The organism is Arthrobacter sp. efr-133-TYG-118 (assembly GCF_030209755.1).
In the GTDB taxonomy this organism is placed as follows: domain Bacteria; phylum Actinomycetota; class Actinomycetes; order Actinomycetales; family Micrococcaceae; genus Arthrobacter.
In genome coordinates this window covers 1-17304 of the sequence record NZ_JARVRH010000005.1, presented here as the reverse complement: position 1 = coordinate 17304, position 17304 = coordinate 1, and the positions used below count along the sequence as shown (strand labels likewise).

The following is a 17304-nucleotide window of genomic DNA, read 5'->3' as shown; positions in this document are numbered from 1 at the left end:
GGCCTGGCACAGCATTTTGTAGGGTGTCCACGAGCTGCGCGGCAAGGCGTTGGGGTCAAGGTACAAAGAGTGCCGCGGTTGGCGGACCGGGGTGGCCTTGGCTAAGCTTCGACGTCCTCCGCTGTTGGGGTGAAGCCCGCCCGGTCCACCTTGCGGTGGTAGTGCATGCCGGCCAGTCCGCCCAGTACCGCGGCGACAAGGGTCACTACTGCCACCACGACGGCGGCGATGATGCCGGTTGTGCTCAGCTGTCCCTCATTCACGGGGATCCTCGGGAAGCTGTTCACGTTGGCGAGGATGTTGAACCGCGGTCCGGCGAGCAAGCCCAGCAACGCCACCAGCACGGCGACGATAATTGCCCAAAACCAGACCATCAGCCCTTGCCTGACGCCGTTGAACCGGGCCATGCGTCCGGCAACGTAGCCGCCGCAATAATAGGAAAGGAACAGGATCACCAGGAGCGCGATGATCCCCGCCATGCCGACGGTCTGCGATGACGCCAGGTTCACTGCGTCACTGACGTTCGCGTTGTTGGCGAGTCCAACGGCAATCCCCGCCGCTGCCAGGATGGCGACCAATAGCACGGCCATCCCCGTGGCGGTCAGCCAGCCGAAGAAGGCCGAGCCAATCTTGATTCCGCCGAACTGCTCCTTTTCGCGGGCGATGACCGTCTCACGGGTTGCGGCGCTTGGGTCGGAAGCTGCGGGAACCACGGGATAGCTGCTCGTTGTGTCAACATAGCTCTCGTCAACATCACCAGGGCCAGTTCCACGTACATCGGCTACCCGGTCCCGCCGTTGTTCGGCGGCGTCCGGGACTTCATCCTGGCTGCGGTCGGCCCTGACGTGTTTGCCATCGGATCCTGTTGCACTGCTCATCGAGAGCCTCCCTCGTAATCGTCCAATCGGATTCATCTCTGAGCCGCAATGCCGGCGCTCCCTCCTGGGTCCTACCTTTACCTAACCACGCGCCGAATATAGTAGCAAGGGTACTTACTATTTCGGGATCATCCGCATGCATCCCGGGCGCTGGCGAGCGGGCGAGCTGGTGGGCGGTAGAATCATAAAGGCCGTTTGTTCGGCCCCTCCACTTCAGCCGCGCCTTGACCTCCGGCGCTGCGGGTGTTCCCCATTGAAAGGCATCCCCCGAATTGATTACCGTCCAGGAACTCGAACTGCGCGCCGGCGCCCGCCTGCTCATGGACCAGGTGAGCTTCCGCGTGGACAAGGGGGACAAAATCGGTCTGGTGGGCCGGAACGGTGCAGGCAAGACGACCCTCACCCGCGTCCTTGCCGGCGAGGGACTGCCGGCGGCTGGCAAGGTTGCCCGCAGTGGTGAGATTGGCTACTTGCCCCAGGACCCGCGGACCCCGGACATGGAACAGCTGGCACGCGACCGCATCCTTTCCGCCCGCGGCCTTGACGTGGTGGTGGGCAAGCTCAAACAGGCCCAAACGGACATGTCCAGCGAAGACGCCACGGTCCAGCGCAAAGCCATGAACCGCTACGACCGCTTGGAAGCCGAGTTCCTCGCAGGAGGCGGTTATGCGGCCGAGGCCGAAGCCGCAGCCATTTCCTCCAACCTGGCACTTCCCGAGCGGCTCCTGAACCAGCCGCTCAAGACACTCTCCGGCGGCCAGCGCCGCCGCGTGGAACTGGCCAGGATCCTTTACTCGGACGCCGAAACGCTCCTCTTGGACGAACCCACCAACCACCTCGATGCGGACTCCATCACCTGGCTCCGCGACTTCCTCAAGAGCCACCAGGGCGGGCTGATTGTGATCAGCCACGATGTGGAGCTCCTCGAAGCCACGGTGAACAAGGTTTACCACCTGGACGCCAACCGGGCGCAGATCGACTTCTACAACATGGGTTGGAAGCGCTACCTGCAACAGCGTGAAACCGACGAGCGCGCCCGCAAGCGCGAACGCGCCAATGCCGAGAAGAAGGCCCAGGTCCTCATGGACCAGGCCAACAAGATGCGTGCCAAGGCCACCAAAGCCGTGGCGGCGCAGAACATGGCGAAGCGTGCCGAACGGCTGCTCGGCGGCTTGGAAGCAGTCCGCGAGAATGACCGCGTGGCAGCTTTGCGTTTCCCGGATCCTGCTCCGTGCGGCAAGACTCCGCTCACGGCTGAGGGTTTGAGCAAGTCCTACGGCTCGCTGGAAATCTTCACCGACGTGGACCTGGCAATCGACCGTGGCTCCAAGGTGGTCATCCTTGGCCTCAACGGTGCCGGCAAGACCACCCTCCTGCGGATGCTTGCGGGGGTGGACAAACCGGACACCGGCGACATCGTCCCGGGCCACGGGCTCAAAGTGGGCTACTACGCGCAGGAACACGAAACCCTGGACCACGACCGCACCGTCCTGGAGAACATGCGTTCATCGGCTCCGGACATGAAGGATGCAGAGGTCCGCGGGATCCTCGGTTCCTTCCTGTTTTCGGGTGACGACGTCGACAAGCCGGCAGGCGTGCTTTCCGGTGGTGAGAAGACGCGACTAGCCCTCGCCACGATCGTGGCCTCGAGTGCCAACGTGCTGCTCCTTGACGAGCCCACCAACAACCTCGACCCCGCCAGCCGCGCTGAGATCCTCGGCGCACTGCGAAACTATTCCGGCGCCGTCGTGCTCGTCAGCCACGATGAAGGCGCCGTGCAGGCGCTGAACCCGGAACGCGTGGTCCTGCTTCCGGACGGCGTCGAGGACCACTGGAACGAAGACTACCTGGACCTCATCACCCTCGCTTAAGGTGCGAGTCAGGGAATTTCCCGTCCAGTCAGGGCATTTCCCACGGCACGGAGGCTAGTGGGCGGCCGAGTTCAATGTAGCTTTTCAGATTGGAAATGACCGCCGACCAGCCGCGGCCCGCAATCGCCAACTGTTCGTCGTCGGCGATGTTCCTGTGATGGACGGTAAGCCGGGCAATACCGTCGTGTGATTCGATGGTGAAAGTGACCACGTCGGGCTTGACCACCGCTGGAACCGCGGGATCCTCCCACGTATTCACGAGTCGCCCAGGCGGTGTTGCTTCCAGGATGGTTCCCACGACGTCGGCGGTTCCGGAACCATCCGTGCGCCGGTGTTCCCAGCGTGAACCTGCCTTCCAGTCCGAGACATTGGAGTGGCCCCAGTACTCAGCGCTTTGGGCTGCATCCGTCAGTGCCGTCCAAATCTGGTCCGGGGTTCCTTCGATGTACGTGACGTAGGTGTATTCAGCCATGCTCACAGCCTAGCCCCAGGCCGCAGCGGATCAATGGACCGCCGGATCAATGACCCGGCGGACAAACGGCTCAGCGGACCTTGAGGGGCTGGGCGGCCGTAATCCGCTGGAGCTCACTGTAACTGATAGAGAACATCGAGTTATGGTCGCCTGCGCCTGCCCAGAGCAGTGGATGCTCCTGGAGCGAAATGTCGAGGATGGTTCGTATAGGCCGCGGGTGTCCAAGGGGAGCCACGCCGCCCACGGCCTGGCCGGTGTGCTCCAGGACGAAGTCCGGGCTGGCCCGGCGGATCCTGGCTGTCCCCAAGGAGGCGGCGACCATGGCGGTGTCCACCTTCGCAGCCCCGCTCGCGAGAATCAGCAGGGGAGCACCGTCAAGGTCGAAGACCAGGCTGTTTGCGATGGCCGCAATATCGCAACCCAGCAAGGAGGCTGCCGCAGCGGCGGTGGGGACATCGTCGTCGAAGGTGCGAACCGTGTCTTGGGCGCCGGCCGCGGTCAGGGCCGACTTCACATTCAGCACCGGGGCCGGGACCATCTCAGTAGCCTTGTGCATCCAGGATTGCGTCTTCCTCTTCTTCGGCCGTTGGCCGCTTTGATTTCCGTGGCGCGGGTGCCTTGCGACGAGGGATCGCGCTGATTTCTTCTTCCTCGTCCTCGGCATCAATCCGGGCATTGCGGGCCTGTTGCCTGGCCGCATAGCCGAAACCGACGAACATCAGCACACCGAAAGCGAACCACTGCAAGGAGTAGGAAAGGTGGGTACCCTCATCCGTGGCCGGCTTGGCGAACGGCGCGGGCATCACCTGGACGGCAGGCGACTCAGTGGCGAGCTGCCCGTAAGCGCCGGTCATGATGGGATAGCCAAGCTCCGTGGCGTAGGAAGGAAGATCGATCGATGCCAGTTGGCCGTCCACGGCGCCGCGCCCCAGATCCGGTTCCGAGGCCTTCAAGCGGGCGACGACGGTGACCTCGCCGGCCGGCGGGGCCGGGATGCTGTCGGGGTGGCCGGGAGTCTTGTTTCCGATGGGCAGCCACCCGCGATCGATCACTACGGCTTCGCCGCTCGACAATCGGAACGGGACCACTACTTCGTATCCGGGCTGGCCGTTGAGGGGACGGTTACGGACGACGCGTTGGCCGGAAACGTCATATCTTCCGTGCAGCTCCACTTGCGCCCATTCCCTTTCGGGGTCCAAAGACTGGAACTCCGCCTTGGCGGCGGAGAAGGGAACGGGAGTGGCCGAGTAGTTGGTGACAACGCGGTTGATCTCGGCCAACGTCTCGGCCCTGCGGTCCATTTGCCAGCGGCCCAGCAACACGCAGCCGGTGGCGAAGATCACGGCCAGGACGAAATAGCCCAGCCACTTGCTGGAAAAAAGAAAGCGATACATTCAGCGGGCCTCGCCTGGGTCGGTGGTCTTCGCGAACGGTATGGTCTCTTTCCAGAGGCCGCGGGTCTGCAGGTAGTCCTCCAACCATTCCCGGTGCTCCCCGCAGGACAGCCACACCTTGCGGCGCTCGGGAGTGTGGATGCGTGGATTGTTCCACAGGAGCTGCCACGTAGCCTCTGCGCGGCACGCCTTTCGTGAGCAGACCGCCGGAGGCGTCCCGCCCGGGCCGGCATGCTCCTCATTCTCCAGCCCAAGGCCGCCCATAGTGAAGATATTCATGAAGCCGCCTGTTCTTCCTCGCCGAGCGGATATCGTTGCTTGCCGGCGCCGGTGTTGTCATCCGGTGCAGGGCCCGAAGCGTCCGGGGAGGCGGCGTCGTCGTCGATGAGTTCGCCCTCCAACACGGTGACTTGCGCCTCGGCGGGCGCCCCTTCTTCAAGTGGTGACGCTTCCAGCTCGACGGCCGGGACGTAGTCAAGCAAGGCATCACTGTGGACTTCGGCTTTGTCGCTGCCGTTGGCGATAACTACGGCAATCCAGGGCAGGAACACGGCCCCTGCTACCGCGATGATCTTGAACCAGCCATCGACCACGAAAATGAGCAACAGGCACACCAGGCGGATACCCATCGCCAAGGCGTACTTGATCATTCGTTCGCGCATGTCGTCCGAGTGGGCGGCAGCGGCGTCGGTAATGCTGTGCACCACGGGGTCACCTGAAACGGCGTCCGGGTCCCCGGGCGCCTGCAGGGGACTGCTATCTCTTGTCACGGCTGATTCATCACGCTCCAACGGCTTCCCTCAATTCTCTCACCCCGGAACGGGCCGCCCAAACCGCGCCGAGCGCAGCTACCCGCGGCCAGGGACTCCCGGCGGCTAAGATCGATGCAGGAAATCACCCACTTTCAAGCGGCACAGTGGTGCCGCGGAACTCTGGAGAGCAGTATGTCTGAAGCAGTATCAACCGCCCGCAGTGTCCTCATCACGGGCGGAAACCGCGGCATCGGCCTGGCTATCGCAGAGTCATTCCTCGCCAACGGCGACAAAGTCGCAGTGACGTACCGCAGCGAAACCCCGCTCCCCGAGGGCATCCTTGGCGTCAAGGCCGATGTGACCGACGAGGCCTCGCTTGACGCCGCGTTCAAGGAGGTCGAGGCTGCCCACGGGCCGGTGGAGGTTTTGGTAGCCAACGCCGGCATCACCAAGGACACGCTCCTTTTGCGCATGAGCGAGGACGACTTCACGTCTGTCATCGACACCAACCTCACCGGTGCCTTCCGGGTCATCAAGCGGGCCTCGAAGGGCATGATCCGCATGCGCAAGGGGCGGGTTGTGCTGATCTCTTCCGTGTCGGGCCTCTACGGTGCCCCGGGACAGATCAACTACTCGGCCTCGAAGGCCGGCATGGTGGGCATCGCCCGTTCCCTGACGCGGGAACTTGGCAGCAGGGGCATCACTGCGAACGTCGTGGCACCGGGTTTCATCAACACGGACATGACCGCCGAGCTTCCCGAAGACACCCAGAAGGCCTACTTGGCGAGTGTTCCGGCGGGCCGCTTTGCCGAGGCTTCCGAGGTCGCCAACGTGGTCCGCTGGATTGCCAGTGACGAAGCCGCGTACATTTCCGGTGCCGTCATCCCCGTGGATGGCGGCCTGGGCATGGGCCACTAGGGCAGGGTTTCCGCTGGCATGATTGACTCGGGACTAATGGAACTTGGATGTTTTGAACAAGTTGGACGTTTTGAATAAAGGAGCACGAATGGGACTGCTGGACAACAAGACGGCAATCGTCACCGGTTCTTCACGCGGCATCGGCGCTGAAGTAGCCAAGATCCTGGCTGGCGAGGGCGCCGCCGTCGTCGTCAACTACCGCCAGAAGGCCCCGCGGGCCAACAAGGTAGTGGGCGAGATCCAGGCAGCCGGCGGTCGCGCTGTAGCCGTCGGCGCCGACTTGACCACCCAGGAAGGCGTCCAGTCGCTGGCGAGCGCGGCCATGGAGGAATTCGGTTCGCTGAACGTCCTCGTGCTGAACGCTTCCGGCGGCATGGAGTCCGGCATGGAGGAGGACTACGCCCTCAAGCTGAACCGTGATGCCCAGATCAACATGCTCAACGCGGCTGTCCCGCTGATGCCGGAAGGTTCCCGTGTGGTCTTCGTCACGAGCCACCAGGCGCACTTCGTCGAGACTGTTCCCACGATGCCCGAGTACGAGCCCGTGGCCCGCAGTAAGCGCGCCGGCGAAGTCGCATTGCGGGAACTGCTCCCGAACCTGGCCGACAAGGGCATCTCGCTCGTGGTGGTTTCCGGCGACATGATCGAGGGCACCGTGACTGCGACCCTGCTGGACCGGTCCAACCCGGGCGCCATCGAGGCCCGCCGGGCCGAGGCCGGCAAGCTGTACTCGGTGGAGGAATTCGCCGCCGAGGTGGCAAAGATGGTCACGGCCGACGTCGAGAGCGGCCACACCGAGTACGTCGGCGGCGCCGACTACTTCGGCAAGAGCGCCTGATCATTTTTTAGCGCATAAAAGAGCGGCCCGGGACTGTTTGAACTACCCAGTCCCGGGCCGCTTTTTTATGGCGCATGACGTCGGGCTAAACGCCGGCGATATGCCGGACTGCGTCCAGATATGGCATGTTGATGGCGGCATCAGCTACCGCCCGGACGGCAGGCTTGGCGTTGAACGCGACACCAATGCCCGCCGCGCCCAGCATGTCGAGGTCATTCGCGCCGTCGCCCACGGCGATGGTGTGCTCCAGGTCGATTCCCTCGGCGGCTGCCCACTCGCGAAGGTACTTCTCCTTGGCGGCGCGGTCGATCACGTCGCCAAGGACCTTGCCGGTGAGGAAGCCGTCGACGATTTCAAGTTCATTTGCGATCCAGTAGTCCAGCCCGAGTTCCTCCGCGATGGGCCGCAGGATCTGGTTGAAGCCGCCGGACACCACCGCCACCGCATGGCCGGCGGCCTTGAAAGCAGCCACGAGTTCCGCGGCGCCCTCGCTCAGGCGCACCTCGGCACGGACGGCGTCGACGACGGCGGCCGGCAGGCCTGCGAGGACCGCCACCCGGGCGTGAAGGCTTTGCGCGAAGTCCAATTCACCGCGCATCGCGGCCTCCGTCACGGCTGCTACTTCCTCGCGTTTGCCGGCGTACTCGGCAAGCAGCTCGATCACTTCCTGCTGGATCAGGGTGGAGTCCACATCCATGATCAGCAGCTTGCGTGAGGCGTCGCGCAGCGCGTCGGCGACGATGGCGGTGTCCATACCCGGTGCTGCGGCGTCGGCGACCCTGCGCCGGAGGCCCGATAAGTCGGCGACAGTAGCCCCGTCAACGGCCAGGCCGATGGTGTAGACCCCAAAACGATCGTCCCCCGAGCGCGACTCCGACGTGAAGGAAGCGCCCGAGCCGGACAGCACCTCGCGCAGGTGTTCAAGCTCCGAAAGGGACAAATTCACGCCATAGCTGACCGCGGTCAAGTTCGAACTCATGGCTGCAATCTTAGCGAGCGCGGAACCGCCGCCCGAACTTGTGTTTCATCCAAGGCGTCGCGCAATCTGTGTGACCGAAGTTCCGGTTATCTATCACCCCTATTTTTGTCCTAGTGTCTACTCCTATGAGTGATGTTCTTGAATTGGCTTCCGTCAGTGTTGTCCGAGGTACCAAGACCCTGCTGGACAAGGTCGACTGGCAGGTCAATGAAGGCGAACGCTGGGTCATCCTCGGTCCCAACGGTGCCGGCAAGACCACTCTGCTCCAGATTGCCGCAGCCCGGATGCATCCCACGAGCGGGAAAGCCGGAATCCTTGACGAGACGCTGGGCCGGGTGGACGTCTTTGAGCTCCGTCCGCGCATCGGCCTTTCCTCCGCGGCCCTGGCCGCCCAGATCCCGGAGCAGGAAAACGTGCTGAACGTTGTGGTCACCGCTGCCTACGGTGTGACCGGCCGTTGGCGCGAGGGATACGAGCGCGACGACGAGCGCCGGGCCTTCGGCCTTCTCAACGAATGGGGGATGGGCCCGCTGTTGAACCGCTCCTTCTCCTCGCTGTCAGAAGGCGAGCGCAAGCGCGTGCAGATCGCCCGGGCCCTCATGACCGATCCTGAGCTGCTCCTGCTCGACGAGCCGGCCGCCGGCCTGGACCTTGGCGGACGCGAAGAGCTCGTCCACAAGCTCGGCGAACTCGCCCGTGACGAGGACGCACCCGCCATGGTCCTTGTGACGCACCACCTCGAAGAAGTTCCTCCGGGATTCACCCACGCCATGCTGCTTCGCGACGGCGGGGTGGTTGCCGCGGGACCCATCGAGGAAGTCCTGACAGCAGAACACCTCAGCAACACCTTCGGCCTGCCCCTTGACGTAACCGAAAACTCCGGCCGCTACACGGCCACCGCCCGCCGCTAGGGCGGGGCAGCGACAAGCAGTGGAGATCCTTAGCGGCATCCTGATCTTTTTCGCGGGCTTGTGGGCCGGAACCATCAACAGCGTGGTCGGCTCGGGCACGCTGGTGACGTTCCCGGTCCTCATCGCCCTCGGCTACACACCTGTCACGGCGACGATCAGCAACGCCATGGGGCTCGTGGCAGGCAACGTGACAGGGGCCTGGGGCTATCGCCACGAGCTCAGGGGCCGGGGCCGCCAGTTGCTCAGGCTCTTGCCGGCGTCGTTGCTTGGCGGCATCACGGGTGCGTGGCTGCTGCTGCACCTCCCGGAGAAGGTCTTCTACTACGCCGCCCCCATCCTGATCGTGGTCGCACTGCTCATGGTGCTGTTCCAGCCCAAACTCCAACGGTGGGTCCAGGACCGGGCAGGCAACCCGGAGCACGCCATCCACGACAAGCGGCACACCGTGGTCCTCGTGGTGTTGGTGTACCTCGCCGGGGTCTATGGCGGCTATTTCGTCGCTGCCCAGGGCATCCTGCTTGTCGGCATTCTGGGTGTCTTCATGACCGGTACCATCCAGAACGCCAACGCCATGAAGAACATCCTGGTGTTGGCCGTCAACGTGGTGGCCGCGTGCTCCTACCTCCTGTTTGCCTTTGGCCGGATCGAATGGCCGGTCGTGGCAGTCATCGCGGTCAGTTCATTGATCGGCGGACTGGTGGGCTCCAAAGTGGGACGGCGCCTGAAGCCCCTTGCGCTGCGCATCGTGATCTTCGCTCTCGGCATCGTGGCACTCGGCTTCATGATCGCCAACCTGCTGAAATAGGAACCCGTGACTTTCCACTACCTTGAGTCCGCCGACGACCCGCGCGTTGCCGACTACACACAACTGACGGATGTCCACCTCCGCAAGCTCCGCGAGCCCATGGAGGGCATGTACATCGCCGAATCGTCCCGGGTGCTGCGGCGCGCCCTCGCCGCCGGCCACCAGCCCCGATCCTTCTTCCTGGCGGAGAAGTGGCTGGAAGACCTCGACGACGTTTTCCAACAGTTCCCCGAGGTACCGGTCTACATCGGCAAGGCTTCCCTGCTTGAGGAAATCACGGGATTCCATTTGCACCGCGGTGCCATGGCAGCCATGCATCGGCCGGCGCCGGTGCCCCTTGAAGAACTTCTTGCCGGCGCGCACCGAGTGGCTGTGTTGGAGGACGTCGTCGACCACACGAACGTCGGCGCAATCTTCCGTTCCGCGGCCGCGCTCGGAGTGGACGCCGTGCTCGTGTCCCCGCGCTGCGGGGACCCCCTGTACCGCCGCAGCGTCCGGGTGAGCATGGGCACGGTATTCCAGGTTCCTTGGGCACGGCTGGAGTCCTGGCCCGGCGACCTTGATCGGCTCAAGGAGCAGGGCTTCACCGTCGCCGCCATGGAGCTGACTGACGACGCAGTGGACCTTGACGCGCTTGCCGCAAGCAACCCCGGAAAGCTCGCCCTCGTGCTCGGCACGGAAGGCGCGGGCATGAGCCCGGAGACGCTTGCCGCCGTCGACCTCGCGGTAAAGATTCCCATGCGCGCCGGCGTCGACTCGCTCAACGTCGCTGCCGCCTCTGCCGTGGCTTTCTGGGAGCTGCGCCCGCGCCACTGACGCAGCTGGTTCAAGCAAGGGTGCGGTTTCCGCTATGATTGATTGTTGGCCCGGCACTGGGTATCTGTTTTCAGTGCGCGGACCGAATCCATTCATACCTGGCAGCTGGCAAAATCCAGCTGCGTGAACAAAAGGTCCCATTATGAAGTCTGATATTCACCCGAAGTACGAAGCTGTTGTATTCAACGACCTGGCTTCCGGCGTCAAGTTCCTGACCAAGTCCACCGTGTCTTCTTCCAAGACCATCGAGTGGGAAGACGGAAACACCTACCCGGTCATCGACGTCGAAATCTCCTCGGAGTCCCACCCGTTCTACACGGGCAAGCAGCGCATCATGGACTCTGCAGGCCGCGTCGAGCGCTTCAACGCTCGCTTCAAGGGCTTCGGCGGCAAGAAGTAATCAACTTCACCTCCAAGCTTCTGTGAAAGCCCGCACCGCCGGATCTTCGGCGGCTGCGGGCTTTTGCGTTTTCCGGCAGGATGGAAACCATGACTTCCAGCATGGCATTCCAACATGGCGACCCCTGGCTCCATGGCGAATACAAGGTCCCCGGCGGAAAACTCGTCGTAGTTGACCTGGACGTCGTGGACGGTCGGTTCGCGAACGTCTCACTCAGTGGCGACTTCTTCCTGGAACCGGACGAGGCCCTGATGGACATCAACCGGGCGCTCACGGGCCTTCCGGAAAGTTCGACGCCGGCCGAGATTTCCGCTGCCGTCTCCGCCGCGCTGCCTGCAGACTCGGTCCTGTTCGGTTTTTCCGCCGACGCCGTCGCTGTTGCTGTCCGAAGGGCGCTGTCCAAGGCCAGCGGGTGGGCGGACCACCAGTGGGAGGTCATCCCGCCGTCGGTACTTCCCACGCACCTCAACGTAGCGCTGGACGAGGTCCTCACGGAGCAGGTCGGGGCCGGACTACGCAACCCCACCCTGCGCTTCTGGGACTGGGAAGAGCCGTCGGTGGTGATCGGCAGCTTCCAGTCTTTCCGCAACGAGGTGGATCCCGACGGCGTCGCGCGCCACGGCATCACGGTGGTTCGCCGCATCAGCGGCGGGGGAGCCATGTTCATGGAGGCCGGAAACTGCATCACCTATTCGCTCTATGTGCCACAGAGCCTGGTGGATGGCATCAGCTTTGCCGACTCCTACGCGTTCCTGGACGCGTGGGTCATGGCTGCCCTGGAAAAACTTGGCATTACCGCGTTCTACGTCCCGCTCAATGACATCGCAACCGAGCAAGGCAAGATCGGCGGTGCGGCGCAAAAGCGCCTCGCCAACGGCGGCATGCTGCACCACGTCACGATGAGCTACGACATCGACGCCGACAAGATGGTCGAGGTCCTGCGCATCGGCAAGGAAAAGCTTTCCGACAAAGGCACCCGCAGTGCAAAGAAACGCGTGGATCCACTCCGCCGGCAAACCGGCTTGGCGCGGACCGAAATCATCAAAGCCATGCAGGAGGTCTTCACGGAGCGCTACGGCGCCGCGGAGTCCCGCATCACCGACGCCGAATTGGCAACAGCCCGGGAGCGGGTGCAGTCAAAGTTCGGAACTGAAGAATGGCTGCACCGTGTTCCCTAGGACCTACCCTGCGCGATACGCATTCACTGCCTGTTCCAGGACCGGACCGTAGAGCGGCCATGAATCGGCGGGAGCTGCCACGATGAGGACGCTGCTGCCCTTGGTCCCCGCTACGAGGCAAGCTATCTCACGGTAGCGGTTGTTGGCGACGTGAGTCATATAGTTGTCCTCCACGCAGGAACCCGTGCCTCCGCGGAAAGCCATTCCGGTTCGCTCAGCGATTTTGGTGGGTGGCGAGGAGTTCTCGTCCGCCAGGTGATCGAGCCTGAAGGTGTTCCAATTCTCCAGCGACTCGCTGCCCTGCCGGGGTGTGGCGTTGAGGTATATCCGCAGTTCACCCGTTGACGATGAGACGGTCGCGGACACGCTGCCGGGATCGCTTTCCGCAGGAGCGGCATCGGGTGGGACCGCAAGGACCCCGGTGCCGTCTGGAAGTTCCATGGTTCTCCATCCTGCCGGGGCCGGTGCTGCTTTGAACCACGCGAACGGACCTTCCGCGGATTGATCTGTGCGGGAAACCGGGCCTTGAACGGCGGAACTGCAAGCGGCGACGGCCATCATCGCAATAGCCGTACCCAGGGAGAGCCTGGCGAGCAACGTTATTTTGTGGCGATCCGGGGCGCTACCGGTTTCCATCGCCGTCGTCCGGTCCGCCGTTATCGTCGCCGTCGCGGTCGCCACCATTGGGGTGCCGCGGGGGCGGCGGAACCATGTGGGGCGGCGCTGGTGCCTGAGGCGGGACTACGGCGGGCGGAACTGTGGCTGGCGGGGCCGGGGACGAAACCGCCGGGGGCGTTGTTGGTGTCGCCGTCGGGCTCGTCGACGGCGTTGAGGGAGTCGGGGTGATGCTGTTCAGTGAGGGTGACGGCGTGCTTGGGGCGGGCGTTGTGCTCACTGTAGGGCTTGCAGGCGCCGGAGCGGCCGGCTGTCCGCCGAAGCAGGCTCCGAGCAAAAGGGTGGTGCCCAGCGCGGCGACGGCAAGCACGGGGCGAGGGAACTTCATGGTGACCGTCCTCAAGAAAGGCCCATGCGGAGCGCCGGGCTTGCATCTAAAGACGATGCGGGCGAGCCCCAGGTTCAACTCAACGCCGTATCGCCGGCTCCTGCGTCAGCCTTGCTGCAGCGCTCCGGCATTTTGTTGCGACCCACCGGCGGCTTGGGCAGTCAGGGCGCGGAACAAATGGCTGCGCTGCTCAATGACGATGCGCCGGAGCCCGCGCGGAGCCGCCGTGTGGGTGCTCAGCCACTCGTCCGTGCGCCGGAGCACCGGATGATCTGCCGGAGCCATGCCGTACCGCAGATCCTGGGCTGCGGGGAACAAGCCCCGCACAATCCGGCTTGCGATCTCGATGCTCCGGGACTGCCAGACATCCTCCAAGCAGGTGAAGTACGGTTCCGTGAAGCCATCCAGGAGCCCGGACGGGGCAAGGGAGAAACCTGCGATGGTCGCGCTCAGGATTTCGTTGGAGAGCCCGGTGTCGTTGACGGCGGCATTCCATGCGGCCGTCTTGACGTCGGCATTCGGACGGGCAGCCGCGGCCAGGGCATGGCCTTCGCGTCCCGACGCGGTGCGGTCCACGGCGAGCTCGGCATCCAGTTCCGAGAGCGTGGCCGCTCCGTTGGCTGCCAATGCTTGCCACAGGCTCCACCGGAGATCCGCATCCACCGTGAGGCCGTCCACTGTCACGCTTCCGGAGAGAATGCCGCGGAAGTACTCAACATACGCGCCGTCATGGCGCGACAACTCCGCCAGGGTCCTGGCCCACGCGAGTTGCTGGTCGGAGCCCGGCTGGGAGGTCCGCAGCTGCATCGCGCTAGCCGCCGTCAGGCCCTTCCGGACCTCATCGCGCTGCGGAGCAGGGACGTAACGCTCGACGGCGGTCACCGCGTTGCCCAGGACGTTGAGGAGGACGCCGATTCCCGACTCGGCCGGGGCGAAGCGTTCGACGGCGGTGACGTACAGCGCCGCCGGGGTAACGGCGTCGCGCGCTGAATCCCACAAGGCAGTCCAGCACAAGGCCCGGGCCATGGGGTCGCTGAGGCGGTCCAGGGAGGAACGTACCGTTGCTTCGGACTCCGCATCCAGGCGGACCTTGGCATAGCTGAGGTCCTCGTCGTTGACGAGAAGGAGGGCCGGGCGCGGTTTGCCCGCGAGTGCCCGTACCCTGGTGTCGGCGCCTTCGAGGTCCAGCTCGACGCCGTCTGTGCGGAGCAACCGGCCGTCGTCGTCAAAGTTGTAGAGACCGATCCTGAGCCTGTGCGGGCGGTGTTCCTGCTTGCCCGTGATGGGGTCCACGGAGTCTTGGCGCAGGGTGACTGCCGCCATGGAATCGCCGCTCCCGGAGATTTCGGCCCCGATGGTGGAGATCCCCGAGGTCTGCAGCCATTGCCGGGCCCAGGTTCCAAGGTCCCGGCCAGATGCCGCGCCCAGGGCTTCGAGGAGGTCGGCCAGTGAAGTGTTGCCGTACTCATGATCCTTGAAGTAGCGCCGCGAGCCGGCAATGAACGCCTCGAATCCGACGTAGGCCACCAATTGCTTGAGGACGGACGCGCCCTTGGCATAGGTAATGCCGTCGAAGTTCTGTTTGGCGGCTTCCAGGTCTGGAATGTCCGCCACGATGGGGTGGGTCGTCGGCAACTGGTCCTGCACGTAGGCCCAGGACTTGCGCTTGTTCGCGAAATTCACCCAGGCGCTGTCCCAGTCCGTGGCTTTGTCCACGCCGAGGGTGCCCATGTAGTCGGCGAAGGATTCCTTGAGCCAGAGATCATCCCACCAGGTCATGGTCACGAGGTCTCCGAACCACATGTGGGCCATCTCGTGCATGAGGGTGTTGGCGCGGGCCTGGTACTGGGCATCGGTGGCCCGCGAGGTGAAGACGTATTTCTCCGTGAAGGTGACGAGGCCGGGATTCTCCATGGCGCCAAGGTTGTACTCGGGCACGAACGCCTGATCGTACTTCCCCCACGGGTACGGATAGTCGAAGAGATCGTCGAAGAAATCCAGGCCGTTCTTCGTCAGCCGGAAGAGCTCCGCGGCGTCGAAGGACTCCTGCATGGATGCGCGGCAATAGAGCGCCAGCGGAACCTCAAGGCTGGTCCCGTCGTCGAGCGTCTTGCTCCAGTGGTCCGTGGCGCGGAAATAGGGACCGGCGAGGACGGTGGTGATGTAGGTGGACATCCGCTTGGTGGTGGCGAAGTCCCAGCGGCTCGTGGCCGGATCGCTCGTCAGTTGCGTCCGGGAGAGCTCGGCGCCGTTGGAAGCCACGTGCCAGGCGGAAGGCGCCATGACGTGGAAGGTGAATTCAGCCTTCAGGTCCGGCTGTTCGAAATCCGCGAAGACGCGGCGGGCGTCCGCCGGTTCGTATTGCGTGTAGAGGTAGCACTGTCCGTCGGCAGGATCGACGAAGCGGTGCATGCCCTCTCCGGATCGGCTGTAAAGGGCGGTTCCGGTGACCGTGACCTGGTTTTCGGCCTGGAGGTTGTGGAGGTGGATCCTGTCGCCGTCCACAACCTCGGCGACGTCGAGCCCCTTTCCGTTGAGAAAGACGCTGTGGACCCCACCATGGATGAAATCCAGGAACGTGGAGGAACCAGGCTCGGCCGAGAAGTTGATGACGCTGCGGCTGGTGTACCCCGGCACGCCCGCATCGGCCGCTTCGCGGACGTCAAGGGAGACATCGTAGCTGTGGGTGCTGACCAGGGCTGAACGGGTGGCGGCCTCAGCGCGCGCCAAGTTGTGATTCGACACCCAGCTATCTAATCATGAGGAAGACAGCGCCCAAGCCCAGCAGGGCGATCAGGAACCAGGAGCCAAGCGCAGCCAGCGCGGCACGGCCACCTGTGTGCAAGAGCGTGCGGACGCGGACCGCCGAACCCAGCCCGAACAAGGCCGAGGCGAGCAGGATGTCCTGGAGTCCTCCCGCGGCGTCGAGGACCCCCGGGGTCAACCAGCCCAAGGAACGGACGGCCACCGTCGCGATGAACCCCAGGACGAAGAGAGGGACGACCGGCGGGAACTTGCCGCCGTCGTCGTTCGCCCCGATGCAGTTGCGCGACTTCCGCCGCATCGACCATCGTTGCGTGAGGCCGGCCCCGGCAACGATGGGGGCCAGGAGGATCACGCGCGTCAGTTTCACGACGACGGCGAGGGCCAGCGCCACCGGGCCGGCCGTCTGTGCCGTCGCGACTACTTGGCCGACGTCGTGCACGGAGGCGCCGGTCCATGCGCCGAATTGTTCGGGACTCAGGCCCAAAGGGTGCATGAGCAGGGGCAGGACGCCGATGGCGAGCGTACCGCAAAGGGTCACCAAGGCAACGGGCAGGACGGTGTCCTGGTGTTTGATGCGGCGCACTGCGGCCATGGCTCCGATCGCCGATGCGCCGCAGATGGAGAAGCCGGTGGCTATCAGGAGGGCACCTTCCCGCGGAAGCTTCACCAGCCGGGCCAGCCCATAGGTGCCCGCGAAACTGAGCAGCACGACGGCGGCAATCAGGACGAGCGCAAACCAGCCAAGACCGAGGACATCGACAACACTGACCTTCAAGCCCAGCAGCACGATGCCCGCCCGCATGTGGTGCTTGCCGGCGAAGTCCAGGCCCGGACGGGCGCGTCCGGCAGCCCATGCCGCCGTGCCCGGTATATTTGCAGCTAACAAACCCAGCGCTACAGCGGCTGTCATGGCAGGGATGGGGGGAAACAGGGCATGGACAATGAAGGCAAGTCCAGTGGCTGCCACTGCCATGACAATCCCGGCTCCCAATCGGGAGACGCGGGCCGGAAAACGCTTGGGGTGCATTCGTCAACCTTGATGGATGCAAGCGCTGAAATGCGAACCGGTGCACACTTGGTGTCGCAACATGCAGAACGCGAAATGCGTTCGTAATCGAAAAGGTGATTGTCTGAGTCCCATGTCAGAGCTATTCCGGGATTACTCCGAGGCCGCCGCCCGTTCCGGCGCCTACGACGAAATGTTCGCCCCGGGCACCGTTGCCCGAAAATCCTACGGCCAAGTGGACGGCGCACTCCGCGAGCTTTCGCTTGCCGATGTGAGTGCGCGTGCGGAGTCGATGGCGCGGACTTTCCTGGACCGGG

Annotated in this window: 19 protein-coding genes and 1 pseudogene; 9 read left to right on the top strand and 11 right to left on the bottom strand. The window is 64.2% G+C overall.

Annotation, left to right across the window (positions count from 1 at the left end; translation table 11 throughout):
- Positions 1-101: 101 nt before the first annotated feature.
- A complete protein-coding gene (locus QRN59_RS04590) occupies positions 102-878 on the bottom strand; it encodes a hypothetical protein (protein ID WP_284981336.1) in 777 nt (258 codons plus the stop codon).
- A gap of 272 nt (positions 879-1150) precedes the next feature.
- Between QRN59_RS04590 and QRN59_RS04585 the strand changes: the two genes are divergently transcribed.
- Positions 1151-2749, top strand: a complete 1599-nt coding sequence (locus tag QRN59_RS04585) for an ABC-F family ATP-binding cassette domain-containing protein (protein WP_236811100.1) — start codon at positions 1151-1153, stop codon at positions 2747-2749.
- 28 nt (positions 2750-2777) lie between these two features.
- Here the strand turns inward: QRN59_RS04585 and QRN59_RS04580 are convergent, their stop codons facing one another.
- The 5 genes from QRN59_RS04580 to QRN59_RS04560 all read right to left on the bottom strand — a co-directional run bounded on the left by QRN59_RS04580 (position 2778) and on the right by QRN59_RS04560 (position 5406).
- The gene (locus QRN59_RS04580) at positions 2778-3221 is read right to left on the bottom strand and encodes an SRPBCC domain-containing protein (RefSeq protein WP_284981335.1); all 444 of its coding nucleotides are present in this window, start codon (positions 3219-3221) and stop codon (positions 2778-2780) included.
- Positions 3222-3291: 70 nt separating this feature from the next.
- Entirely contained in the window at positions 3292-3777 is a 486-nt protein-coding gene (locus QRN59_RS04575) for a YbaK/EbsC family protein (RefSeq protein ID WP_284981334.1), read from the bottom strand.
- On the bottom strand, positions 3761-4615 hold the full coding sequence (locus tag QRN59_RS04570; RefSeq protein WP_284981333.1) for an SURF1 family cytochrome oxidase biogenesis protein: 855 nt from the start codon (positions 4613-4615) through the stop codon (positions 3761-3763). The genes QRN59_RS04575 and QRN59_RS04570 overlap by 17 nt, the downstream gene beginning before the upstream one ends.
- Entirely contained in the window at positions 4616-4894 is a 279-nt protein-coding gene (locus QRN59_RS04565; RefSeq protein ID WP_284981332.1) for a hypothetical protein, read from the bottom strand.
- Positions 4891-5406: a DUF3099 domain-containing protein gene (locus QRN59_RS04560; RefSeq protein ID WP_284981331.1), complete on the bottom strand. Its 516-nt coding sequence runs from the start codon at positions 5404-5406 to the stop codon at positions 4891-4893. The genes QRN59_RS04565 and QRN59_RS04560 overlap by 4 nt, the downstream gene beginning before the upstream one ends.
- A 153-nt stretch (positions 5407-5559) precedes the next feature.
- Between QRN59_RS04560 and QRN59_RS04555 the strand changes: the two genes are divergently transcribed.
- Entirely contained in the window at positions 5560-6285 is a 726-nt protein-coding gene (locus QRN59_RS04555; protein WP_234749389.1) for a beta-ketoacyl-ACP reductase, read from the top strand.
- Between the two features lie 88 nt (positions 6286-6373).
- Positions 6374-7123, top strand: a complete 750-nt coding sequence (locus tag QRN59_RS04550; RefSeq protein WP_284981330.1) for an SDR family oxidoreductase — start codon at positions 6374-6376, stop codon at positions 7121-7123.
- 85 nt (positions 7124-7208) lie between these two features.
- On the opposite strand, the gene serB is transcribed toward QRN59_RS04550, so the two are convergent.
- The gene (gene serB, locus QRN59_RS04545) at positions 7209-8102 is read right to left on the bottom strand and encodes a phosphoserine phosphatase SerB (RefSeq protein ID WP_284981329.1); all 894 of its coding nucleotides are present in this window, start codon (positions 8100-8102) and stop codon (positions 7209-7211) included.
- A 125-nt stretch (positions 8103-8227) separates the two neighbouring features.
- Between serB and QRN59_RS04540 the strand changes: the two genes are divergently transcribed.
- The 5 genes from QRN59_RS04540 to lplAB all read left to right on the top strand — a co-directional run bounded on the left by QRN59_RS04540 (position 8228) and on the right by lplAB (position 12212).
- Positions 8228-9013: an ABC transporter ATP-binding protein gene (locus QRN59_RS04540; RefSeq protein ID WP_284981328.1), complete on the top strand. Its 786-nt coding sequence runs from the start codon at positions 8228-8230 to the stop codon at positions 9011-9013.
- A 19-nt stretch (positions 9014-9032) separates the two neighbouring features.
- Entirely contained in the window at positions 9033-9818 is a 786-nt protein-coding gene (locus QRN59_RS04535) for a sulfite exporter TauE/SafE family protein (protein WP_284981327.1), read from the top strand.
- A gap of 6 nt (positions 9819-9824) precedes the next feature.
- Positions 9825-10634, top strand: coding sequence for a TrmH family RNA methyltransferase (locus QRN59_RS04530; RefSeq protein WP_284981326.1), 810 nt, complete (start codon positions 9825-9827; stop codon positions 10632-10634).
- A 142-nt stretch (positions 10635-10776) separates the two neighbouring features.
- Positions 10777-11034: a type B 50S ribosomal protein L31 gene (locus tag QRN59_RS04525; protein ID WP_009358283.1), complete on the top strand. Its 258-nt coding sequence runs from the start codon at positions 10777-10779 to the stop codon at positions 11032-11034.
- 80 nt (positions 11035-11114) lie between these two features.
- A complete protein-coding gene (lplAB, locus tag QRN59_RS04520; protein WP_502871022.1) occupies positions 11115-12212 on the top strand; it encodes a lipoate-protein ligase LplAB in 1098 nt (365 codons plus the stop codon).
- Positions 12213-12215: 3 nt separating this feature from the next.
- Here lplAB and QRN59_RS04515 read toward each other — a convergent pair whose 3' ends face one another.
- The 4 genes from QRN59_RS04515 to QRN59_RS04500 form a co-directional block, all read right to left on the bottom strand.
- Positions 12216-12653, bottom strand: a complete 438-nt coding sequence (locus QRN59_RS04515) for a hypothetical protein (RefSeq protein ID WP_284981324.1) — start codon at positions 12651-12653, stop codon at positions 12216-12218.
- 181 nt (positions 12654-12834) lie between these two features.
- On the bottom strand, positions 12835-13215 hold the full coding sequence (locus tag QRN59_RS04510) for a hypothetical protein (protein WP_284981323.1): 381 nt from the start codon (positions 13213-13215) through the stop codon (positions 12835-12837).
- A gap of 105 nt (positions 13216-13320) precedes the next feature.
- A complete protein-coding gene (gene pepN, locus QRN59_RS04505; protein WP_284981322.1) occupies positions 13321-15960 on the bottom strand; it encodes an aminopeptidase N in 2640 nt (879 codons plus the stop codon).
- 4 nt (positions 15961-15964) lie between these two features.
- Positions 15965-17008 carry a YeiH family protein gene (locus QRN59_RS04500; RefSeq protein WP_284981321.1) on the bottom strand — a complete coding sequence of 348 codons (1044 nt, stop codon included), beginning with the start codon at positions 17006-17008 and terminating at the stop codon, positions 15965-15967.
- Between the two features lie 112 nt (positions 17009-17120).
- Between QRN59_RS04500 and QRN59_RS04495 the strand changes: the two are divergent.
- A pseudogene (locus tag QRN59_RS04495) lies at positions 17121-17304 on the top strand (circularly permuted type 2 ATP-grasp protein); the annotation flags it as partial.

What these genes read in the sequence shown, in the direction of transcription:
- QRN59_RS04525 (WP_009358283.1), top strand. Translation starts at nt 10,777, where the DNA reads ATGAAGTCTGATATTCACCCGAAGTACGAAGCTGTTGTATTCAACGAC.
- QRN59_RS04590 (WP_284981336.1), bottom strand. Translation starts at nt 878, where the DNA reads ATGAGCAGTGCAACAGGATCCGATGGCAAACACGTCAGGGCCGACCGC.
- lplAB (WP_502871022.1), top strand. Translation starts at nt 11,115, where the DNA reads ATGGAAACCATGACTTCCAGCATGGCATTCCAACATGGCGACCCCTGG.
- QRN59_RS04540 (WP_284981328.1), top strand. Translation starts at nt 8,228, where the DNA reads ATGAGTGATGTTCTTGAATTGGCTTCCGTCAGTGTTGTCCGAGGTACC.
- QRN59_RS04500 (WP_284981321.1), bottom strand. Translation starts at nt 17,008, where the DNA reads ATGCACCCCAAGCGTTTTCCGGCCCGCGTCTCCCGATTGGGAGCCGGG.
- serB (WP_284981329.1), bottom strand. Translation starts at nt 8,102, where the DNA reads ATGAGTTCGAACTTGACCGCGGTCAGCTATGGCGTGAATTTGTCCCTT.
- QRN59_RS04555 (WP_234749389.1), top strand. Translation starts at nt 5,560, where the DNA reads ATGTCTGAAGCAGTATCAACCGCCCGCAGTGTCCTCATCACGGGCGGA.
- QRN59_RS04575 (WP_284981334.1), bottom strand. Translation starts at nt 3,777, where the DNA reads ATGCACAAGGCTACTGAGATGGTCCCGGCCCCGGTGCTGAATGTGAAG.
- QRN59_RS04565 (WP_284981332.1), bottom strand. Translation starts at nt 4,894, where the DNA reads ATGAATATCTTCACTATGGGCGGCCTTGGGCTGGAGAATGAGGAGCAT.
- QRN59_RS04515 (WP_284981324.1), bottom strand. Translation starts at nt 12,653, where the DNA reads ATGGAACTTCCAGACGGCACCGGGGTCCTTGCGGTCCCACCCGATGCC.
- QRN59_RS04510 (WP_284981323.1), bottom strand. Translation starts at nt 13,215, where the DNA reads ATGAAGTTCCCTCGCCCCGTGCTTGCCGTCGCCGCGCTGGGCACCACC.
- QRN59_RS04580 (WP_284981335.1), bottom strand. Translation starts at nt 3,221, where the DNA reads ATGGCTGAATACACCTACGTCACGTACATCGAAGGAACCCCGGACCAG.
- QRN59_RS04570 (WP_284981333.1), bottom strand. Translation starts at nt 4,615, where the DNA reads ATGTATCGCTTTCTTTTTTCCAGCAAGTGGCTGGGCTATTTCGTCCTG.
- QRN59_RS04550 (WP_284981330.1), top strand. Translation starts at nt 6,374, where the DNA reads ATGGGACTGCTGGACAACAAGACGGCAATCGTCACCGGTTCTTCACGC.